This window comes from Rugamonas apoptosis (assembly GCF_014042355.1).
GTDB classification, from domain to species: domain Bacteria; phylum Pseudomonadota; class Gammaproteobacteria; order Burkholderiales; family Burkholderiaceae_D; genus Rugamonas; species Rugamonas apoptosis.
On sequence record NZ_JACEZU010000002.1, the window covers coordinates 103,576 to 123,808 of the forward strand.

Annotated in this window: 17 protein-coding genes; all 17 read right to left on the reverse strand. The window is 65.1% G+C overall.

The window, feature by feature from the left end; genetic code table 11:
- Positions 1-41 precede the first annotated feature (41 nt).
- The 17 genes from purF to H3H39_RS04235 all read right to left on the reverse strand — a co-directional run bounded on the left by purF (position 42) and on the right by H3H39_RS04235 (position 19,975).
- The gene (gene purF / locus H3H39_RS04155) at positions 42-1,565 is read right to left on the reverse strand and encodes an amidophosphoribosyltransferase (protein ID WP_182152056.1); all 1,524 of its coding nucleotides are present in this window, start codon (positions 1,563-1,565) and stop codon (positions 42-44) included.
- Between the two features lie 37 nt (positions 1,566-1,602).
- Positions 1,603-2,091, reverse strand: a complete 489-nt coding sequence (locus tag H3H39_RS04160; RefSeq protein WP_182152057.1) for a CvpA family protein — start codon at positions 2,089-2,091, stop codon at positions 1,603-1,605.
- Positions 2,092-2,110: 19 nt separating this feature from the next.
- Entirely contained in the window at positions 2,111-3,145 is a 1,035-nt protein-coding gene (locus tag H3H39_RS04165) for an SPOR domain-containing protein (RefSeq protein ID WP_182152058.1), read from the reverse strand.
- Positions 3,146-3,167: 22 nt separating this feature from the next.
- Positions 3,168-4,466, reverse strand: a complete 1,299-nt coding sequence (gene folC / locus H3H39_RS04170) for a bifunctional tetrahydrofolate synthase/dihydrofolate synthase (protein ID WP_182152059.1) — start codon at positions 4,464-4,466, stop codon at positions 3,168-3,170.
- Between the two features lie 78 nt (positions 4,467-4,544).
- Complete coding sequence (gene accD / locus H3H39_RS04175; protein ID WP_182152532.1) at positions 4,545-5,417, reverse strand: acetyl-CoA carboxylase, carboxyltransferase subunit beta; 873 nt, start codon at positions 5,415-5,417, stop codon at positions 4,545-4,547.
- Between the two features lie 229 nt (positions 5,418-5,646).
- Positions 5,647-6,444 (reverse strand): tryptophan synthase subunit alpha, encoded by a 798-nt coding sequence (gene trpA / locus H3H39_RS04180; protein ID WP_182152060.1) that lies wholly within the window; start codon positions 6,442-6,444, stop codon positions 5,647-5,649.
- Between the two features lie 58 nt (positions 6,445-6,502).
- Positions 6,503-7,750 (reverse strand): tryptophan synthase subunit beta, encoded by a 1,248-nt coding sequence (trpB, locus tag H3H39_RS04185; RefSeq protein WP_182152061.1) that lies wholly within the window; start codon positions 7,748-7,750, stop codon positions 6,503-6,505.
- The gene (locus H3H39_RS04190) at positions 7,734-8,426 is read right to left on the reverse strand and encodes a phosphoribosylanthranilate isomerase (RefSeq protein WP_182152062.1); all 693 of its coding nucleotides are present in this window, start codon (positions 8,424-8,426) and stop codon (positions 7,734-7,736) included. Before H3H39_RS04190 ends, trpB begins: the two co-directional genes overlap by 17 nt.
- Before the next feature lie 10 nt (positions 8,427-8,436).
- Complete coding sequence (gene truA, locus H3H39_RS04195; RefSeq protein ID WP_182152063.1) at positions 8,437-9,237, reverse strand: tRNA pseudouridine(38-40) synthase TruA; 801 nt, start codon at positions 9,235-9,237, stop codon at positions 8,437-8,439.
- Between the two features lie 87 nt (positions 9,238-9,324).
- A complete protein-coding gene (locus tag H3H39_RS04200; RefSeq protein ID WP_182152064.1) occupies positions 9,325-12,150 on the reverse strand; it encodes a motility hub landmark protein FimV in 2,826 nt (941 codons plus the stop codon).
- A gap of 268 nt (positions 12,151-12,418) precedes the next feature.
- Positions 12,419-13,546, reverse strand: coding sequence for an aspartate-semialdehyde dehydrogenase (asd, locus tag H3H39_RS04205; protein WP_182152533.1), 1,128 nt, complete (start codon positions 13,544-13,546; stop codon positions 12,419-12,421).
- A 37-nt stretch (positions 13,547-13,583) separates the two neighbouring features.
- A complete protein-coding gene (gene leuB, locus H3H39_RS04210) occupies positions 13,584-14,657 on the reverse strand; it encodes a 3-isopropylmalate dehydrogenase (RefSeq protein WP_182152065.1) in 1,074 nt (357 codons plus the stop codon).
- 13 nt (positions 14,658-14,670) lie between these two features.
- The gene (leuD, locus tag H3H39_RS04215) at positions 14,671-15,318 is read right to left on the reverse strand and encodes a 3-isopropylmalate dehydratase small subunit (RefSeq protein ID WP_182152066.1); all 648 of its coding nucleotides are present in this window, start codon (positions 15,316-15,318) and stop codon (positions 14,671-14,673) included.
- A gap of 54 nt (positions 15,319-15,372) precedes the next feature.
- A complete protein-coding gene (locus H3H39_RS04220; RefSeq protein WP_182152067.1) occupies positions 15,373-15,495 on the reverse strand; it encodes an entericidin A/B family lipoprotein in 123 nt (40 codons plus the stop codon).
- A 112-nt stretch (positions 15,496-15,607) separates the two neighbouring features.
- Positions 15,608-17,011: a 3-isopropylmalate dehydratase large subunit gene (gene leuC / locus H3H39_RS04225; RefSeq protein ID WP_182152068.1), complete on the reverse strand. Its 1,404-nt coding sequence runs from the start codon at positions 17,009-17,011 to the stop codon at positions 15,608-15,610.
- A 241-nt stretch (positions 17,012-17,252) separates the two neighbouring features.
- Entirely contained in the window at positions 17,253-19,154 is a 1,902-nt protein-coding gene (locus H3H39_RS04230; protein WP_182152069.1) for a chemotaxis protein CheA, read from the reverse strand.
- Positions 19,154-19,975 (reverse strand): protein phosphatase CheZ, encoded by an 822-nt coding sequence (locus H3H39_RS04235; protein WP_182152070.1) that lies wholly within the window; start codon positions 19,973-19,975, stop codon positions 19,154-19,156. The genes H3H39_RS04230 and H3H39_RS04235 overlap by 1 nt, the downstream gene beginning before the upstream one ends.
- Positions 19,976-20,233 lie beyond the last annotated feature (258 nt).

Below are 20,233 nucleotides of genomic sequence, written 5' to 3' on the forward strand. Positions count from 1 at the left end.
AAAACCCGGCGCGGGCTGGGGCCGGCGCCGGGTGGGAACGCTTAACCTTCCGTGGCGGCCAGGTTCAGGTTCAGCTGAGAACGGGCCGCATCCTCGGCCGGCGCGGCCTTGGGATGGTGACGCGCATATTCCAGCTTGTCCAGGTAGTCCTTGGAAATGTCGCCCGTGACGTACACGCCGTCGAAGCACGACGCTTCGAAGTTCTTCAGCTCCGGGTTGACGTCGGAAATGGCGCGCTTGAGGGCGTCGATATCCTGGTACACCAGCGCATCGGCCGTGATCTCGCGGCACACTTCCTCGTTCGAGCGGCCGTAGGCGATCAGCTCGTCGCGCGTGGGCATGTCGATGCCGTACACGTTAGGATAGATCACCGGTGGCGCGGCCGAGGCGAAGATCACCTTGGTGGCGCCCGCTTCACGCGCCATCTGCACGATCTCGCGGCTGGTGGTGCCGCGCACGATGGAGTCGTCCACCAGCAGCACCACTTTGTCCTTGAACTCGGAGGCGATCGCGTTCAGCTTCTGGCGTACCGACTTCTTGCGGGCCGCCTGGCCGGGCATGATGAAGGTGCGGCCGATGTAGCGGTTCTTGATGAAGCCTTCCCGGTATTCGATGTTCAGCGCCAGCGCCAATTGGATGGCGGCCGGACGGGACGAATCGGGAATCGGCATCACGACGTCGATCTCGCCGTCCTTGAATTCGCGGCGGATCTTCTCGGCCAGGTATTCCCCCATCTTGAGACGGGTGGCGTACACGGAGGCGCCGTCGATCACGGAATCGGGACGGGCCAGGTAGACGAACTCGAACACGCAAGGGTTCAGGCTTGGATTGTCGGCGCACTGGCGCGCGTGCAACTGCTTGTCGGCGTCGATGAACACGGCCTCGCCCGGCGCGATGTCGCGCACGAAGCGGAAGCCCATGCCTTCCAGCGCCACGGATTCGGAGGCCACCATGTATTCGGCGCCCTGCTCCGTTTCATTGATGCCCAGGCACAGGGGACGGATGCCGAACGGGTCGCGGAACGCCAGCAGGCCGATGTCGGCGATCTGGGCCACGGCCGCGTAGCCGCCGCGCACCCGGCGGTGCAGCACGGCCACGGCCTTGAAGATGGCGTCGGCGTCCAGCACCAGGCCGGTGGTGGCCTTGTGGATTTCGTGGGCCAGCACGTTGAGCAGCACTTCCGAGTCGGAATCCGTGTTGATGTGGCGGCGGTCGTTCTTGAACATCTCCTGCTTGAGCTGTTCCCAGTTGGTCAGGTTGCCGTTGTGGGCCAGCGTGATGCCGTACGGGGCGTTCACGTAGAACGGCTGCGCCTCTTCCTCGCTCGACGAACCGGCCGTGGGGTAACGGCAGTGGCCGATGCCGGAATTGCCTTGCAGCGTACGCATGTTCCGGGTGCGGAACACGTCGCGCACCAGGCCGTTCGCCTTGTGCATGGCGAACATGCTGCTGTGGTTGGTTGCAATACCTGCCGCGTCCTGGCCGCGGTGCTGCAACAGCAGCAGCGCGTCATACAGCAGTTGATTGACAGGTTGATGGGAAACGACGCCGACGATGCCACACATGGTGTGCTCCTAGACTGGTACTACTGATTTAAAGAATTCAAAAATTCACATGCTGCGCCAGCGCAGCAGGCAGGAAAGGCTTGACGGTGCGGGCCCCGGTTTCCGCCAGCGGACTCAACAGCGCATCGCGCCAGAACGGCTGGTGGGGGATAGTCGTCATGCCGCACAGGATCACCACCGTCAACACGATCACCAGCCCCCGTCCCAGGCCGAACAGGCCGCCCAGGCCGCGGTCGACCAGGCTCAGGCCGCCGGCCTGCACCAGCGCGTCCAGCGCCATGGTGAGCAGGCCCATCAAAATCCGCACGCCGATGAACAGCGCGATAAACGCCAAGATCAAGCGCACCACCTGGCCCGGCACCACCGCCGGCAACCATTGTGCCAGCGTGGCGCTGTAGGCGTTGGCCGCGATGAAGGCGATGATCCAGCTGGCCAGCGAAAACATTTCCTTGACCAGGCCGCGCATGGTACTGATGACGATGGAAGTGATCAACACGAAGATCACCAGGTAATCGAATAAAGTCACGTCCGTACTATCCGTCGCGTCACACCGGCACCAGGCTGCCGTTCAAGCCCATCCTGGCCAGCTTGGCGCGCACTTTTTCCGCCTCTTCCTTGCTGGAGAACGGCCCCACGCGCACGCGGGTGCGTTCGCCCGACTGGGTCGGCACTTTCTGCGTGAACGACTTGATGCCGGCGCCGCGCAGCTTTTCCTGCAATTCATCCACCTTGTCCTGGGCGGTCAGCGCGGCCACCTGCAGCACGTATTTCTGGCCAGCCGCTTCGGCCGGCTTGGACGGCTTGCCTTCCAGGATGGCCATGGCGCGCGCCGCGTCGTCGCCCGACTTGGCGTCATCCTTGGCCGGCTTGGCGTCGGCCTTGTGTTCCTGCCTGGCTTCCGCCTTCGCTTCCAGCTTGGGCTCGGCCTTCGCTTCCTGCTTGTGTTCAGGCTTGGCTTCCGCCTTGGCCTCGGCCTTCACTTCCGCCTTGGGCGGTTTCACTTCCGCCTTGGGCAGCTCGGCCACCGGCAAGCTTTCCCTGACCTTGGCGGGCGCCAGCTTGGCCTCGGCGGCAGCGGGCTTGGGTTCGGCGGCGGGCTTGGCTTCGGCCACTGGCTTGGGCTCGGCCGCCGGCTTGGATTCGGCCACGGCGGGCGCCGGTTTGGCCGGAGTGGCCTTGGCCGGCACGCTCACGATTTCTTCAGTATTGTCCAAAGCGGCGCTGGCCGCCACCGCTGCGGCGGCCGGCAGCTCGCCGCTCTTGTCCTTGGACGGAATCTTGATGTCGATATCCGACGACAAGGGCTTGGGCTCGGAATCGAGCACCATGGGCAAGCCCACGGCCACCGCCAGCGCCAGGGCGATAGCCCCCACCAGGCGGCGGCGCGCACGTTTTTTTTCCGGCAAAACAGGATCGGCCGCCTCGGCGTCGGCACGCGAGCGGCCCTTGCCGCCGGCGGACGAAGCGCGCTTGGAGCGGGCACGTTCCGTGGCGGCCTGGTCTTCCGCGCGCGTATAGTGGCCGCTATCTTCGCCAGCGGATTCTTGCTTGTTTTTACTGAGTTTCGAGAACAAGCCCATGCGTGATTTCAGTCGATTGCGTTCAGTGAGTTGAGTGAGGGTTGGATTTTCGCGCCGCCATGACGCCGGCGACGGTGAGGAAAGATCCAAAGACCACAATTCTATCATTCTCCCCGACCCGGCTGATTGCATTTGCATATGCCTGTGCGGGATCGTCGAAAGTATTTATCGTCCGTTCCGGGCGCTCTGGCTGCACGATCTGCACTTTTGCCGCCAGTTCGGCCGCCGTGGCCGCGCGCGGCGATGGCAGGCCGGTCAGGCACCAGTGGTCCACATGCTCGGACATGGCGGCGATCACGCCGTCGATATCCTTGTCGTGCATGGAGCCGAACACGGCGTAGGTGTACGGGTGATAGCCCATATTGCCCAGGTTCTGGTTCAAGGCGGCGGCCGCATGGGGATTGTGGGCCACGTCCAGGATCACGCTGGGACGGCCCGGCAATACCTGGAAACGGCCCGGCAGTTCCACCGTCACCAGGCCGGTGCGCACTTCCTGCGCGCCCACGGGCAACTCCAGGCGCAACGCTTCCAGCGCGGCCAGCGCGGCCGAGGCGTTCAGCAACTGGTTGGCGCCACGCAAGCTGGGGTAAGCCAGGGCGCTGCGGCGCTGATTGCGCCCGCCATAGTTCCACTGCTGCTTGTCGCCCGAATAATTGAAATCGCGCCCCATCAGCCACAGGTCGGCGCCGATGGCTTCTGCATGGTCGATCAGCGACTGCGGCGGCACGGGATCGCTGCAAATGGCCGTCTTGCCGGCGCGGAAGATGCCGGCCTTCTCGAAGCCGATCGCCTCGCGCGTGTCGCCCAGGTAATCCGTGTGGTCGATATCGACGCTGGTGACGATGGCCACGTCGGCATCAATCACGTTGACGGCGTCCAGGCGGCCGCCCAGGCCCACTTCCAGGACCACCACGTCCATGCCGGCGCCAGCCAGCAGGTGGCAGATGGCCAGCGTGGTGAATTCAAAGTACGTCAGCGGCGTATCGCCACGGGCCGCTTCGACGGCATTGAAGCTGGCCACCAGTTGCGCATCGCTGGCCAGCTCGCCATTGACGTGGGCCCGCTCGTTAAAGTCCAGGAAGTGCGGCTTGATGTACAACCCCACCTTGTAGCCGGCCCGCAGCAGCATCGATTCCAGCATGGCGCAGGTGGAACCCTTGCCGTTGGTGCCAGCCACCATGATGACGGGGCAAGTGAAGGCCAGCGCCATGCGGTCCTTGACGGCGCGCACGCGCTCCAGCCCCATGTTGATGACGGTTTCGGCGTGGCGCGACTCAAGCAGCGCGAGCCAGGCAGGCAAAGTGGTAGGAAGCGTAGGCATGGAATGGGACTTCTGAATGAGAGCGGCGCGCAGCGGACGGAAGTCCTGCTGCGCGCCGGCGGGTGATACGGCTGCGTATTACGCCAGGACCTCGACGGCCTGGTCTTGCAGCAGGGCCAGCAGGCGGGCGATTTCCTCGCGCATCTTGCGGCGGTCGACGATCATGTCCACGGCGCCCTTTTGCACCAGGAATTCGGCGCGCTGGAAGCCTTCCGGCAGTTTCTCGCGCACCGTGTTCTCGATCACGCGCGGGCCGGCGAAGCCGATCAGGGCCTTCGGTTCAGCGATCACCACGTCGCCCATGAAGGCGAACGAGGCCGACACGCCGCCCATGGTGGGATCGGTCAGCACGCTGATGAACGGCAGTTTCTTTTCCGACAGCTTGGTCAGCATGGCGGTGGTCTTGGCCATCTGCATCAGCGACAGCAAGCCTTCCTGCATGCGGGCGCCACCGGTGGCGGTGATGCACACGAACGGCACTTTCTGTTCCAGCGCGATCTGGGCGCCGCGCACGAAGCGCTCGCCGACCACGGAACCCATGGAGCCGCCCATGAATTCGAACTCGAAGCATGCCACCACCACGGGCAGGCTCATGATGGCGCCGCCCATGACGATCAGCGCGTCCGTCTCGCCGGTCGCTTCCATGGCCTGTTTCAGGCGGTCAGGATATTTCTTGCTGTCTTTGAATTTCAGGGTATCGACGGGCAGCGTGTCCTGGCCGATCTCATAGCGGCCGCCGGCGTCGAGCAAGCCGTCGAGGCGCTCGCGGGCGCGGATGCGCATGTGGTGGTCGCACTTGGGGCACACGTGCAGGTTCGATTCCAGGTCGGTGCGGTACAACACCGCCTCGCAGGACGGGCACTTGACCCACAGGCCTTCCGGCATGGTCTTGCGTGCCGCGGCGTCGGAACGCTGGATACGCGGGGGCAGAAGTTTTTCCAACCAACTCATCATTTCTCCTTGCTGCTAACTAGTGGCGGAAGTGTAGCCGTTTCTGGCCACCCTGTCGAACATTCCGAATTACCAACATTACCAGATAACTCATGAAAATCGCCGCAATTCGCTGATGTTAAAGCCGTGTTGATGGCTTCCACTGCAAACTGCGCCCAACCGCCCCCTTCAACATAGTTAAGGCTTAACTCTATGTCAAGGCAATCGATGGGGCGGTCAGCGCCCCCGATCAGGCGTCGAGGGCGGTGCGGATGCGGGCGACGAAGGCTTGCACGGCCGGCAACACGGCATCCTGGGCGTTGTTTTCAATTTCCTGGATGATGCGGCTGCCGATCACCACCGCGTCGGCCACCTCGGCCACGGCGCGCGCCGTGGCGCCGTCGCGGATGCCGAAGCCCACGCCGATCGGCAGCTTGACGTGCTGGCGGATGGCCGTCAGACGTTCAGCCACCTCGGCCGTGTCGATATTGCCGGCCCCCGTCACGCCCTTGAGCGAGACGTAGTAGCTGAAGCCGCCGCCGACCTTGGCCACCTGGGCGATGCGTTCCTCGGTCGAAGTGGGCGCCAGCAGGAAGATCAGGTCCAGCTCGTTGGCGCGCATGGCGGCCGCGAATTCCTCGCATTCCTCGGGCGGGTAGTCGACCACGATGGCGCCATCCGCGCCCGACTCTTTCGAGGCGGCGATGAATGCGGCCGCGCCGATCCGTTCGATCGGATTGGCGTAGCCCATCAACACCACGGGCGTGCTCTGGTTGGTCTTGCGGAACTCGCGCACGTAGCCGAACACGTCATGGATGCCGACCCCGAACGCCAGCGCCCGCTCGCAGGCGCGCTGGATGACGGGGCCTTCGGCCATGGGATCGGAAAACGGCACACCCAGTTCCAGGATGTCGGCGCCGCCGGCCACCAGCGCGTGCATCAGGGGCACGGTCAGTTCCGGCGCCGGGTCGCCGGCCGTGATGAAGGTGACGAGAGCGGTTTTTTTATCGGCTTTCAGGGCCGCGAAAGTTGGTGCGATACGGGACATGGCTGATTCTTTCAATATAGAGTGATCGGTTGGGGAGACAGCGCAACGCGGCAAGACATCAGCCGAAATTGAGCCCCATCCGTTCCGCCACCGTATGCATGTCCTTGTCGCCGCGGCCCGACAGGTTGGCCAGCACGATCTGGTCTTTCGGCAAGGTGGCCGCCAGCTTGGCCGCGTAGGCCAGCGCGTGCGACGACTCCAGCGCCGGAATGATGCCTTCGATATGGCAGCAATCGTGGAACGCGGCCAGCGCTTCCTCGTCCGTGATGGACACATACTGGGCCCGGCCACTGTCCTTCAGGTAAGCATGCTCGGGGCCCACACCCGGATAATCGAGGCCGGCCGACACGGAATGGGTCTCGATGATCTGGCCATTCTCGTCCTGCAGCAGATAGGTGCGGTTGCCGTGCAACACGCCGGGTATGCCGCCCGTCAGCGAAGCGGCGTGCTTGCCGCTGTCCAAGCCCTCGCCCGCCGCTTCCACGCCCACCAGCTTGACGCTTTTTTCGTCGATGTAGGGATAGAAAATCCCCATCGCGTTGGAACCGCCGCCGATGCAGGCCACCACGTAATCAGGCTGGCGGCCCGTCATTTCCGGCATCTGCACCCGGCATTCCTCGCCGATCACGGACTGGAAATCGCGCACCAGCATCGGATACGGATGCGGACCGGCCACGGTGCCGATGATGTAGAAGGTGTTTTCAATGTTGGTGACCCAGTCGCGCATGGCTTCGTTGAGCGCGTCCTTGAGCGTCTTGGAGCCCGACTCCACCGGCACCACGGTGGCGCCCAGCAGCTTCATGCGGTACACATTCTGGGCCTGGCGCTTGACGTCCTCGCTGCCCATGTAGACCACGCATTCGAGGCCGAAGCGGGCGCAGATGGTGGCCGTGGCCACGCCATGCTGGCCGGCGCCCGTTTCCGCGATGATGCGCGGCTTGCCCATGCGCTTGGCCAGCAAGGCCTGGCCGATCACGTTATTGATCTTGTGGGCGCCCGTGTGGTTCAAGTCTTCGCGCTTGAAGTAAATCTGGGCGCCGCCGGCCTGCTCGGACCAGCGCTTGGCGTGGTAGATGGGCGATGGACGGCCGACGAAGTGCTTGAGCTCGTAGCGGAATTCCTCCAGGAAGGCCGGGTCCTGGCTGTAGCGGGTGTAGGCTTCGTTCAGCTCGGCCAGCGCATAGGTCAGGGTTTCGGCCACGAAGGAACCGCCGTAGGGGCCGAAATGGCCGCGCGCGTCAGGCAGTTGGTACTCGGTGGTGTGGAACAGGGGGGCGGCGAGGCCGCTGTCAGGCAAGGCGTTCATGGTGGTTCTCTTTTTCAATGATGGCATCGGCGGCCCGCACCGCCGCGATGAAGTCGGCGATCTTGCGGGCGTCCTTGATCCCCTTGGACGCTTCGACACCACTGCTGATGTCGACCGCGTAGGGGCGTACACGCACCACGGCGTCAGTCGCGCCGGGTACGCTCAAGCCACCACTTAAAACGACCCGAGGCGCGAGTTCTTTTGGGATGAGAGACCAATCAAATACCTTTCCTGCACCGCCGTAGGCATCCACAAACGTATCGAGCAACAGGCTGGAAAACAGTGGGCTGGCGGCGCGGCATTGCTGCTCGTATTCTAGCAAATCGTCCGGCCGTGTGTCAGGTTTGACGCGGAACACGCGCAGGAACTGTCGTCCGCACGCCGCGGCGATGGCGGCGCTGTCGGCCACCGTCTCGTCGCCGTGCAGCTGGATCAGCGCCAGCGGCGCCACGGCCGTGGTGGCCGCCACCTCGGCCGGGCTGGCGTTGACGAACAGGCCGGTGCAGGTGACGAACGGCGGCACGGCAGCGATCAGTTCGGCCGCGCGCCCGGGCGTCACATAGCGCGGGCTCTTGGGATAGAACACGAAACCGAGCGCGTCGGCGCCGGCCGCCACGGCGGCCCGTACGTCCTGTTCCCGGGTCAGGCCGCAGATCTTGATGCGGGTGCGGTGCATGGGCACTCCTTCAGAACCAGGGCAGCGGGCTGGTGGTTTCCAGCGGCAACTGCCATTTGGGGTCGTAATCGATGCGGGCCAGGTACAGGCCGTCGGGCATGAAGGTGGGCGCCGCATGGTGGCGGTCGCGCGCTTCCAGCACCTGGCCCAGCCATTCGGGCGGCTGGCGGCCCGTGCCCACGTACACCAGCGAACCGACCAGGTTGCGCACCATGTGGTGCAGGAAAGCGTTGGCCGTCACGGTGAACACCACCAGCTCGCCGCGGCGCTCGATCTTGATTTCATGCATCAGCTTGACGGGCGACTTGGCCTGGCACTGGGCCGCGCGGAAGGCCGTGAAGTCATGCCAGCCCAGCAGCGGCGCCACGGCCGCCTGCATCCGCTCCACGTCCAGCGGACGGAAGCAGAACCCGGCCCGGCCCGCCAGCAAAGGCGAACGGGTGGGATTGTTGTACAGCACGTAGTGATAGGTGCGGGCGCGGGCGCTGAAGCGGGCGTGGAATTCGTCACCTTCCGGGTCGGACACCACTTCCTTGGCCCAGCGTACCCCGATCGACGGCGGCAGGAAGGCATTCACGCCGCGTACCCAGGAATGGGCATCGCGCGACAGGTCGGTGTCGAAGTGCACCACTTGTTCCAGCGCGTGGACGCCCGTGTCGGTGCGGCCGGCGCAGGTGGTGGCCAGCTTGACGGTGGCGAACTGCGCCAGCGCCAGTTCCAGCTGGTCTTGCACGGTTTGGCCACCGTCCTGCTTCTGGTAGCCATGCCACGCGGTTCCGTCGTACTGGACGCCGATTGCTATCCGTTTCAATTGCTGCCCACTGAGAAGTTAAGTCAGCGCATTATAAACGGGAAACGGCGTCCTCATGGCCGGGACGGCGGCCCCGGCCAGCTTGCCTCAGCCCAGCAGCGCGCGCATGGAGCTGGCCTTGGCCACTTGCTCGTCGCTGCCGCCGCGGACCACTTCGTCCAGCAATTCGCGGGCGCCTTCCTTGTCGCCGATTTCCTGGTAGGCGATGGCCAGGTCCAGCTTGGTTTCCATTTCCATGTGGAGGGCCGACTGCGGCTCGGCGCGGGCCGGCTTGGTTTCCACCGCCGCGTTGTTCAAGTCCAGGTCGATGCTGGACAGGTCGAACTCGGGTGCGGCCAGGTCGGCCGGGGCCGGCGCGGCGGCAGCGGCGGCCGGGATTTCCGGCAGCGCGAAATCGCTGGCGCTCAGCTCGGCCGCTGGGGCCGGGGCCGGCACGGCCGGAATATCGAAGTCCATCAAATTCAGGTCGGCCAGCGGGTCGCTGTCCACCACCGGCAACGGTGCTGGCGCGGGTGCGGGCGCGGCGGCGGCGGCCGGCAAGTCCAGGCCGAAGTCCATGCTGAAGTCCTCGGCCGCCGCCGCTGGCGCGGCTGCCGGTGCGGGCGCGGCGGCCGGCGCGGGCGGTACGGCATCAAAATCCAGGTCGAAGGCGGTTTCTTCCGCCTTGGCCGGCGCGGCCTCGGCGGGCGCGGCCGACGCGGGCGCGGCCGCTGGCGTATCGAAGCTCAGCCCACCCAGGTCGAAGTCCAGGAACTGGTCGGCGGGCGCGGCGGCGGCCATCGCTGCCGGCGTGGGCACGTCGGACGGCAAGGCCGTCTCCAGCGCGTGGTCGGTGCCGAAGTCCATGGCGGCCGGGGCCGGCGCGGCATCCTGGCTCAAGTCCAGGTCCAAGCCGCCGGCGGCGGCCGGCGCGGCAAAGCTGCTGGCCAGGTCATGCGCCGCCTCGGCCGGCGGCGGCGCGAACATGGAGGGGTCGAAATCGTTCAACGGCGCGGCCGCCGGCGCCGGTGCGGCCGCCTGCTGCTTGCCGGACGCGTACAGCGGGTTGTGCGGATCGAGTGCCAGGCCCAGCGCAACGGCCTGGGCCCAATCGTCGCCCGTGCCGCCGGTCTGCGAATACAGTTCCGAGGCCTGGGTTTCGAACGCGCGGCTATCCTTGCGGGTGGCGTAGATTTCCAGCAGCTTCAGGCGCACAGCCTGGCGCTCCGGATGCATGCGCAGCGCTTCCTTCAGAATTTCCTCGGCCTGGGCATCGCGGCCGTAGGCGATATAGACGTCGGCTTCGGCCACCGGATCGACTTCGTTGGTGTCGAGCTGGCTGGCCGAAGGAGCGAAGTTGGAATTGAACACGCTGTTGTTGGTGTCCACGCTCTGGCCACCCGTTTCAGCGATCAGTTGCTGGCCCGTGGAGGGCGAGTCGCCCAGCACGCTCGTCTCCGAGCGCACTTCACCGGCCTGCGCCTCACGGCGGCGGCGGGCCACCAGCAAGCCCACGCCACCGAGCAAGGCGGCCAGGCCGGCGCCGATGTAGGTGATGTTGTCCATCACGGTGTCCATGATGCTCGGCTCGGCGATGCGGGGCGGCACCACCACGGTGCGGCGCGGCTTGGGCGGCGCACTGGCGGCCGCGCTGGCCGAAGCCGATTCCGACGCACTGACCGATGCAGCAGCCGACGCACTGGCCGATGCTTTGGCTGAGGCGTTCAAATCAATCACGGGCGCGGAAGCGGCCGCGCTGGCCGAGGCGGACGGCTTCTTCTGGTCCGCCAGCGCCTTGTTCTTCACCGCCATCAGGTTTTCCAGGTCGCTGACGTTCTTCTCCAGCTCCTTGACCCGGCTGGCCGCCTCGGCCACCTGTTTTTCCTTGGCGATCTTGTCTTCCACCGCCATCGCCGTCTTGCCGCCGGCCGGGGCCGACGCGGGGTTGGCCTTGGACAGTTTCAGTTGATCCTTCGCTTCATTGACGGGCGTGGCGCGCTCCTCGACCTTGGCCGTGATCTTGCCGCCCACGCTTTGGGTCGCTTCCGGTTCCTTGGCCGGGGCGCTGGTGGCCACCTGCCCTGCCAGCTTGCTGCGGTAGGCATTGAAATCGGTCGCATGGGCCACCACTACGCCGCGCGCCTCGCCTTCGGTGGCGGTGGCGCGCACGCTGTCGGCGTCCGGCACGGCCAGGATGCGGCCAGCCTTCAGGCGGTTCATGTTCTTGCCGGCGAACGCTTCCGGATTGGCGCGGTACAGCGCCACCAGCATCTGGTCCAGCGACACGTCGACCGGTTTCAACTGGCCGGCAATGCGGCTCAGGTTGTCACCGGCCTTGACCCGGTACTGGCTGCCGGCTTGACGGCTTTTCTCCCCTTCCGGCGCGGGCGCACGGGCGGCCGGGGCCGGCTGGGTGGCGGCCGCTGGCGCCGGCGCGGCTGGCTGGGCGGCGGGTGGCGCGGTCACGGCGCGGGCCGGCGCGGCCACCTGGGCCGGCTGGGTGCTGCGCAGTTCGGCCGGGTCGAGCAGGAAGGTGTATTCGCGCACCAGCCGGCCGCCGTTCCAGTTCAACTCGAGCAACATGTCGACGAACGGTTCGTTGACGGGCTGGCCGGAAGTGATGCGGATCATCTGGCGGCCGTCGCGCTGCTGCACTTCGAAGCGCAGCGACAGCAAGGTGGGATTGAAATCGATGTTGGCGGCGCGGAAGGCGTCAGCCGGGGCCAGCTTGGCCACCAGCGCGCCCGCCTCATCGGCGGAGACGGCCGTCAATTCTATTTCCGCCCGCAATGGCTGGCCCAGTGAGGACAGCACGGTCAGCTTGCCGAGCCCGGCTGCGTTTGCTGCGGGGGATAAAAGCACGGCACAGGCGACGGCGCTGGTCAGTGTTTTCAACGCGAACGAAACGATGCGGGGGCGAGTGGTTAAATGCATAGTGGGCGGCGATAGAGTTGTCAGAGGGAAAAATGTTACTTTCCCGGAAGTATCAACATATCACCACGGGCGGGACCATGCAAGCTTTGCACGTGCCGTGCGCCCTGATATGTCACCTAGGCGCCTAATGTATGCCCAAAAAACCCGTTTGGGAAGCACCGCAAAAGAAAAACAGCGGCGCCGCGTGAGCGGGGCCGCTGCCAGGAGCATAAGGGACAGACCCCGCGGGGTCTGTCCCTGGTTTGAAGTAAACCAGCTGAGCGCGAGCTTACGCGTCGAGCACGATGCGCAGCATGCGGCGCAGCGGTTCGGCCGCGCCCCACAGCAGCTGGTCGCCCACCGTGAAGGCGGACAGGTAGTCGTTACCCATGCTCATCTTGCGCAGACGGCCGACGGGAATCGTCAGGCCACCGGTCACGGCGGCCGGCGACAGGTCCTTCATCGACGCTTCGCGCGTGTTCGGCACCACCTTGGCCCACTGGTTGGACGAGGCGATGATGTCGGTCAGCTCATCCAGCGGCACATCCTTGGTCAGCTTGATCGTCAGTGCCTGCGAGTGGCAGCGCATGGCGCCCACGCGCACGCACAGGCCATCGACTGGAATCGCCTTGGAGCCGAAGTCCGCGCCCAGGCCCAGGATCTTGTTGGTCTCGGCGCCGCCCTTCCACTCTTCCTTCGATTGGCCGTTGCCCAGGTCCTTGTCGATCCAGGGGATCAGGTTGCCGGCCAGCGGCACGCCGAACTGCTTGGTCTGCTCAGCCGACATGCCGTGCTGGGTGGCCAGCACCTGGCGGTCGATTTCCAGAATGGCGGAAGCGGGATCGTCCAGCAGCGGCTTGACGGCGCTGTTGATGGTGCCGAACTGGGTCAGCAGCTCGCGCATGTGCTGGGCGCCGCCGCCCGAGGCTGCCTGGTAGGTCATGGAGGTCATCCACTCCACCAGGTTGTGCTGGAACAGGCCGCCCAGGCCGATCAGCATGCACGACACGGTGCAGTTACCGCCGACGAAGTTCTTCACGCCCTTGCCCAGCGCGTCCTTGATCACGTGCATATTGACCGGGTCCAGCACGATCACGGCGTCCTTCTCCATGCGCAGGGTCGACGCGGCGTCGATCCAGTAGCCGTTCCAGCCGGCCGCGCGCAGTTTCGGGAACACGTCGCTCGTGTAGTCGCCGCCCTGGCAGGAAATGATGATCTCGCACTTGCTCAGCTCAGCGATGTCAGTCGCGCTTTTCAGCGTGGTTTCGTTTTTCGCCATGGCCGGCGCCGCGCCGCCCGGATTCGAAGTGGTGAAGAACACCGGTTCGATGTGGGCGAAATCGCCCTCTTCCCGCATGCGTTGCATCAGGACCGAACCAACCATGCCGCGCCAACCTACCAAGCCTACTAGTTTCATCATCATTCCTTCAATATCGTTTATATCGTTTATATCGTTACTGCGCCAGCGCCTTGACCACCGCGTCGCCCATCTGCGAAGTACCCACCTTGGTGGTGCCTTCTTCGTAGATATCCGGCGTGCGCAGGCCCTGCTTGAGCACCGCCTTGACGGCGTTCTCGATGCGGCCGGCCTGTTCGGCGCGGCCCAGCGAGTAGCGCAGCATCATGGCGGCCGACAGGATGGTGGCCAGCGGATTGGCCACGCCCTTGCCGGCGATGTCGGGCGCCGAGCCGTGCGACGGTTCGTACAGGCCCTTGTTGTTGGCGTCCAGCGAAGCCGATGGCAGCATGCCGATCGAACCGGTCAGCATGGAAGCCTGGTCCGACAGGATGTCGCCGAACATATTGCCGGTCACCAGCACATCGAAGCGCTTCGGTGCGCGCACCAGCTGCATGGCGGCGTTGTCGACGTACATATGGTCCAGCGCCACGTCCGGGTATTCCTTGTGCACGTCGGTGACGATATCGCGCCAGAACTGGAACGTTTCCAGTACGTTGGCCTTGTCCACGCTGGTCAGGCGCTTGTCGCGCTTTTGCGCGGCCTGGAACGCCACGTGGGCGATGCGGCGGATTTCGCCTTCCGCGTAGCGCATGGTGTCGAAACCTTCGCGCTGGCCCTTGAAGGCGCCGTCCGGGCATTCGCGCACGCCGCGCGGCTGGCCGAAGTAGATGTCGCCCGTCAGTTCACGGATGATCAGGATGTCCAGGCCGGACACCACTTCCGGCTTGAGCGTGGAGGCGCCCGCCAGTTCAGGGTACAGAATGGCCGGACGCAGGTTGGCGAACAGGCCCAGGTTCTTGCGCAGGCCCAGGATCGCTTGTTCAGGGCGCAGCGCCCGCTCCAGCGTGTCGTACTTGAAGTCGCCCACGGCGCCAAACAGGATGGCGTCGGCCGCCTTGGCCAGCGCCAGCGTGCCTTCGGGCAGCGGGTGGCCATGGGCCGCGTAGCCGGCGCCGCCGACAGGCGCGCTTTCGAGCTCGAATTTTTCGTCCAGCGCGTTCAATACCTTGACGGCCTGGTCGACGATTTCCGGGCCGATACCGTCGCCCGGGAGGATAGCAATTTTCATGAGATTTCGATCTTTAGATGACGTTGGCCAGCCAGGGCTGGCTTGCCAGATGGCGCTCTTCGAAGCTGCGGATAACGTCGGCGTGGCGCAGGGTCAGGCCGATATCGTCGAGCCCGTTCATCAGGCAGTATTTGCGGAAGGCGTCGATCTCGAAGGGGTAGGAGACGCTGCCATTGCTGGTGGAAATGCGCTGCTGCTCAAGGTCGACCACCAGACGGTAACCGGGGAAAGCCTTGACTTCGTTGAACAGATGATCGATCTGTGCTTCAGGTAAAACGATGGGCAGCAAGCCGCTCTTGTAGCAGTTGTTGAAGAAAATATCGGCGAACGAAGGCGCGATGATGGCGCGGAAGCCGTATTGGTCCAGCGCCCATGGCGCGTGCTCGCGCGAGGAGCCGCAGCCGAAGTTCTTGCGGGTCAGCAGGATCGAGGCGCCCTGGTAGCGCGGCTCGTTGAGCACGAACTCCGGGTTCAGCGGACGGCGGCTGTTGTCCTGGCCAGGTTCGCCATGGTCCAGGTAGCGCCATTCGTCGAACAGGTTGGGGCCGAAGCCGGTGCGGTGGATGGACTTCAGGAATTGCTTCGGAATGATGGCGTCGGTGTCGACGTTGGCGCGGTCAAGCGGGGCCACCAGGCCTTCGTAGATCGTAAATTTATCCATGGTACTCAATCAGTTGGTGCGGCGGCGGGCCGCCGGGGCCCGCCGCGCCGCGGTTTATTTTTTGCCAGCGCCTTCAACAACCTGCCCCAGCTTCTCCACATCCTTGCCAACGCCGGCGATGGTGTTGCAGGCGGTCAGGGTCAGGGCGATCAGGGACAGGGCGAACAGTTTTTTCATGATGGACTCTCGTTTAGGACTGGTTATCTTGTTACATTCGCGATGGCCGCCGGGCAGGCGAAGCTCGCAAGGGGCGGCCCCTAAGGCCCGCCCGTGACTTGACGTCTGCCGCTCAGCGCAGCGCGCGCACGTCGACGAAGTGGCCGGCGATACCGGCCGCCGCCGCCATGGCCGGCGACACCAGGTGGGTGCGTCCGCCCTGGCCCTGACGGCCTTCGAAGTTGCGGTTCGACGTCGAGGCGCAGCGCTCGCCCGGCTCCAGCCGGTCGGCGTTCATGGCCAGGCACATCGAGCAGCCCGGTTCGCGCCATTCGAAACCGGCATCCTTGAAGATGCGGTCCAGGCCCTCGCGTTCGGCCTGGTCCTTCACCAGGCCGGAACCGGGCACCACCAGCGCCAGCTTGACGTTGGAGGCGCGCTGCTTGCCGCGCACCACCTCGGCGGCGGCGCGCAAGTCCTCGATGCGCGAGTTGGTGCAGGAACCGATGAACACCTTGTCGATGCGGATATCCTCGATCGCCGTGTTGGGCTTGAGGTCCATGTAGACCAGGGCCTTTTCCATGGCGTCGCGCTTGACGCTGTCCTTTTCGTGGTCGGGATCGGGCACCCGGCCATCGATCGCGACCACCATCTCGGGCGAGGTGCCCCAGGTGACCTGCGGCTTGATCTCGGCCGCGTTGAGCGTGACCACCAGGTCGAAGCGAGCGCCCGCGTCCGAATGCAGGGTGCGCCAGTATTCCACCGCGCGCTCCCAGTGCGGGCCCACGGGCGAGAACGGACGGCCCTTGACGTAGTTGATGGTGGTGTCGTCGACGGCGATGATGCCGGCGCGCGCGCCCGCCTCGATGGCCATGTTACACACCGTCATGCGGCCTTCCATCGACAGCGCGCGGATGGTCGAGCCGCCGAACTCGATGCAATAGCCGGTGCCGCCGGCCGTGCCGATCTTGCCGATGATGGCCAGCACGATGTCCTTGGCCGTCACGCCGGCCGGCAGCACGCCGTCCACCTGCACCAGCATGGCCTTGGATTTTTTCTGCAACAGGGTCTGGGTGGCCAGCACGTGCTCCACTTCCGAGGTGCCGATGCCGTGCGCCAGCGCGCCGAAGGCGCCGTGGGTCGAGGTATGCGAGTCGCCGCATACCACCGTCATGCCCGGCAGGGTCGCGCCCTGCTCCGGGCCGATCACGTGCACGATGCCCTGGCGCTTGTCGTTCATATTGAAATACGTCAGGCCGTAGGACTTGGCGTTGGCGTCCAGCGTTTCCACCTGCAGGCGCGAAACCGGGTCGGCGATGCCATGGCCGCGGTCGGTGGTGGGCACGTTGTGGTCGGCCACGGCCAGGTTGGCGGAAATGCGCCACGGCTTGCGGCCGGCGGCGCGCAGGCCGTCGAATGCTTGCGGGCTGGTGACTTCATGCACCAGGTGGCGGTCGATGTACAGAATGGTGGTGCCGTCTTCCTCGGCCTTGACCACGTGGGAATCCCAGAGTTTGTCGTAAAGCGTCTTCATCATGATTTATGCAGTGCTGCTACCGCCTGTGTGAGTAATCCACTTTGATTATGCCATATTTGTGCAATGCAAAAGCGTAGCCGCTCTCAAGCCTCGTGAGCTGATGCGCTTGCGCGTCTTGATACACCCCTTATGACTCCTTTGCTAATTTTGCATCATTTTGCCAGCCTGGCCTGTACGGCCGCGACGGCGAAAAAAAAAGCCTGCGGGGTTCGCAGGCTTCGTGTCGGTCGCCAGCGTAACGCTAGGCTGCCATTCGGACACTGCTGCGGCACCCGTCCATCAGGAACGATAGGCCCACCACCAGCACCAGCTCGCCCTCGGCGGAGCGGGCCGTGCCCGTAATGCCTTCCACGGCGATGGCCGTCATCGGCTTGATCACCAGGTCGGCCGTGCCATCGACCGCTTCCACGGCCAGGATGTACGGTTGTGGCGCTGCAACAACAATGCCCACCTTCTCGCGGCAATTCTCGTAACCGAGCGCGCCGGCCAGCGAACGCACCGGCAACGGCCGGCCCTGGTCCTTGAGCACGGGCGCGCCGCCCACTTCCATGAACACTTCCGGCAGCTCGACCACGCGCTGCACCACCGCCATCGGCAGCGCCAGCGCCGCGCCCGAGGTGGAGACCAGCATGGTCGGCACGATCGACAGTTCGATCGGCAGACGGATCGCGAACTTGGTGCCGAAGCCGAGCGCCGATTCGATGTGGATCGCGCCGCGGTTCTTCTCCACGGCCGTCTTCACCACGTCCATGCCGACGCCGCGGCCGGACACGCTGGAAGCCACTTCCTTGGTCGAGAAACCAGGCAGGAACACCAGCTGGAAGCAATCGTCCGGGGTCAGCTGGGACGACTCGCTGATCAAGCCCTTCTGCAACGCCTTCTGGCGCAGCTTGATCGGGTCCATGCCCTTGCCGTCATCCTGCAGCACGATCATCACGCTGTTGGCTTCCTGCCATGCCTTGAGCGAAATGTAGGACTTGGTGGACTTGCCGGCCGCCACCCGTTCCTCGGGCGATTCGACCCCGTGGTCGAGCGCGTTGCGCAGCATGTGCACCAGCGGATCGTACAGGCTGTCGACCACCACGCGGTCCACTTCCGTCTCCGCGCCCTCGATGGTCAGTTCCACGTCCTTGCCCAGGTCCTTGGCCAGTTCGCGCACCAGGCGCGGGAATTTCTGGAACAGCCGGCCCACCGGTTGCATGCGCGTCGCCAGGGTGGCGCGCTGCAGCTCGGTCGAGTAGCGCGAAGCGCGTTCCAGCGTTTCGGCCAGCGTGGCCATCAGGGTCGCGGCCTGGCCTTCGAATTTGAATTGCAGCAAACGTTCCAGCAGCACGGCGGCCTGGTTGGCGGCCTGCACCGATTCACCCGCCACTTCCAGCAGCGCGTCGAGCTTGACGGCGTCGACCCGGATGCTTTCTTCCTTGACGGGCGCCGATTGCGGCCGGTCTTCGCGTTTCTCGCCTTCGGGACGGGCGCGTGGCGCGGCGGCGGGTGCGGCGACGGCGGCGGCGGCCACGGCGGCGGCCACCCCTTCAGCCACGGCGGCGGACGGCGCGGCGGCGGCCGGCGCGGCGCTGCGCGTGTAGGTGCCTTCCGGCACCACGGAGATGTACATGCCTTCCCAGTCCAGCCCATCCTCGGAAGCCGATGCGGCGGCAGGCGCGGATGCGGATGCGGATGCTGCGGCGGCTGGCGCGGCAGCGGCTGGCGCCGGCGCAGCGGCGGCGGCCGGCTTGGCGGCGGCCTTGGGCGCGTCGGCCTTGCCTTCGATGGCGTCCTTGAGGATCGCTTCCAGGTCGCCCGGCATGGCGGGCAGGCTGTCGGGCTCGGCGCCGTTCGACAGTTCGGCCAGCTGGTCGGCCACGAAGCCGGAGGCCTGCAGCGCCGCCTCGATGGCCAGCGGCGTGACGGGCGCGGCGCCCGTGCGCAGCGCGTCAAACAGGTTTTCCGTCAGGTGGCAGGCCGCCACCAGCGCCGGCAGGTTCATGAAGCCAGCCCCACCCTTGATGGTGTGGAACGAGCGGAACACCGCGTTCAGGGTTTCCTTGTTTTCCGGGTCGCGTTCGAGGCGCAACAGATGTTCTTCCACATTGACAGCCAGATCCATCGCCTCGACGACGAAATCCTTGAGCATATCGTCCATTAGAATCCCAGGTCAGCAAGCAGGTCGTCGACATTGTCCTGATTCAGCGCCACGGTCGGCGCCGATGGGCCTTGCATCAGAGACACTTCTTTTTGCGCCAGTTTCTCGCGCACGTCGGCCGGCGCGTTGTCGCGCAGCAGTTGCGCCAACTCGTTTTCCACCGTCTTGGTGATGGTCACCACTTTCTTGATCAGCTGGCCCGTGATGTCCTGGAAGTCCTGGGCCATCATGATTTCCAGCAAACGGGCTTTTTCCGCTTCGGTGGCCACCGACACGGCCTGGGCGAAGGCCCGGGAGTCGCCGGCCAGCGCCTTGAACTGATCCAGGCTGAGTTTGCCCGCGAACAAATCGTTCCAGCGGGTTTCCATTTCCTTCGATTGCTTGGACAGCACGTCCTGGGCCGGCATACCATCGTCCAGCGTGTTGAGCACCTTGTTGGCAGCCTGCTCGGTCAGCGAGGCCACGTATTCCAGCCGGTCCTGGGCATCGACGATCTGCGACGACGCTTCCGTCAATGCCTTGTCGTAGCCCAGTTCGCGCAGCGAATCGTGCAGCAGGCGCACGATGCCGCCCAGCCGTTCAAACATGGGCTTATCGCCGGCCGCGCCATCGGCGCCGTCGGCGGCCGCGGCATGCGCGGCGGGGGCAGCCTCGGCCACCACGTCGGCCGGACGGGCCGCCGCTACCTGCTCGAACAGGCTTTCCAGGTCATCTTCGGCCGCGGCCGGCGCTGGAGCGGGCGCTGGGGCAGGCGCTGCGGTCTTGCTTTGGGCAGACACTTCATCAAATAGTGCGTCGAAATCATCAGCGGCGTTGGTCATAATCCCTGCTTCTCCATAATTTGTAAAATTGCTGCCCTCTACTTGCTTTTCACTCCGCGCGCCGCCCCATCCGAAGGCGGGCTCAAGAGTGATGACGCCCGGCAATATAACGCGCTTACGCGAGTTTAGCAGGGCGACGCCAGATTGTTCAATCTCCAGGGCCGGAAAGCCGGTCGGCTTACCCGCTGTTCAGCGCGAAAAGCCAAGTTTACTGTTGTATTTGCAGATACTAACATTGGAAAGATCGTCAAGGTACGG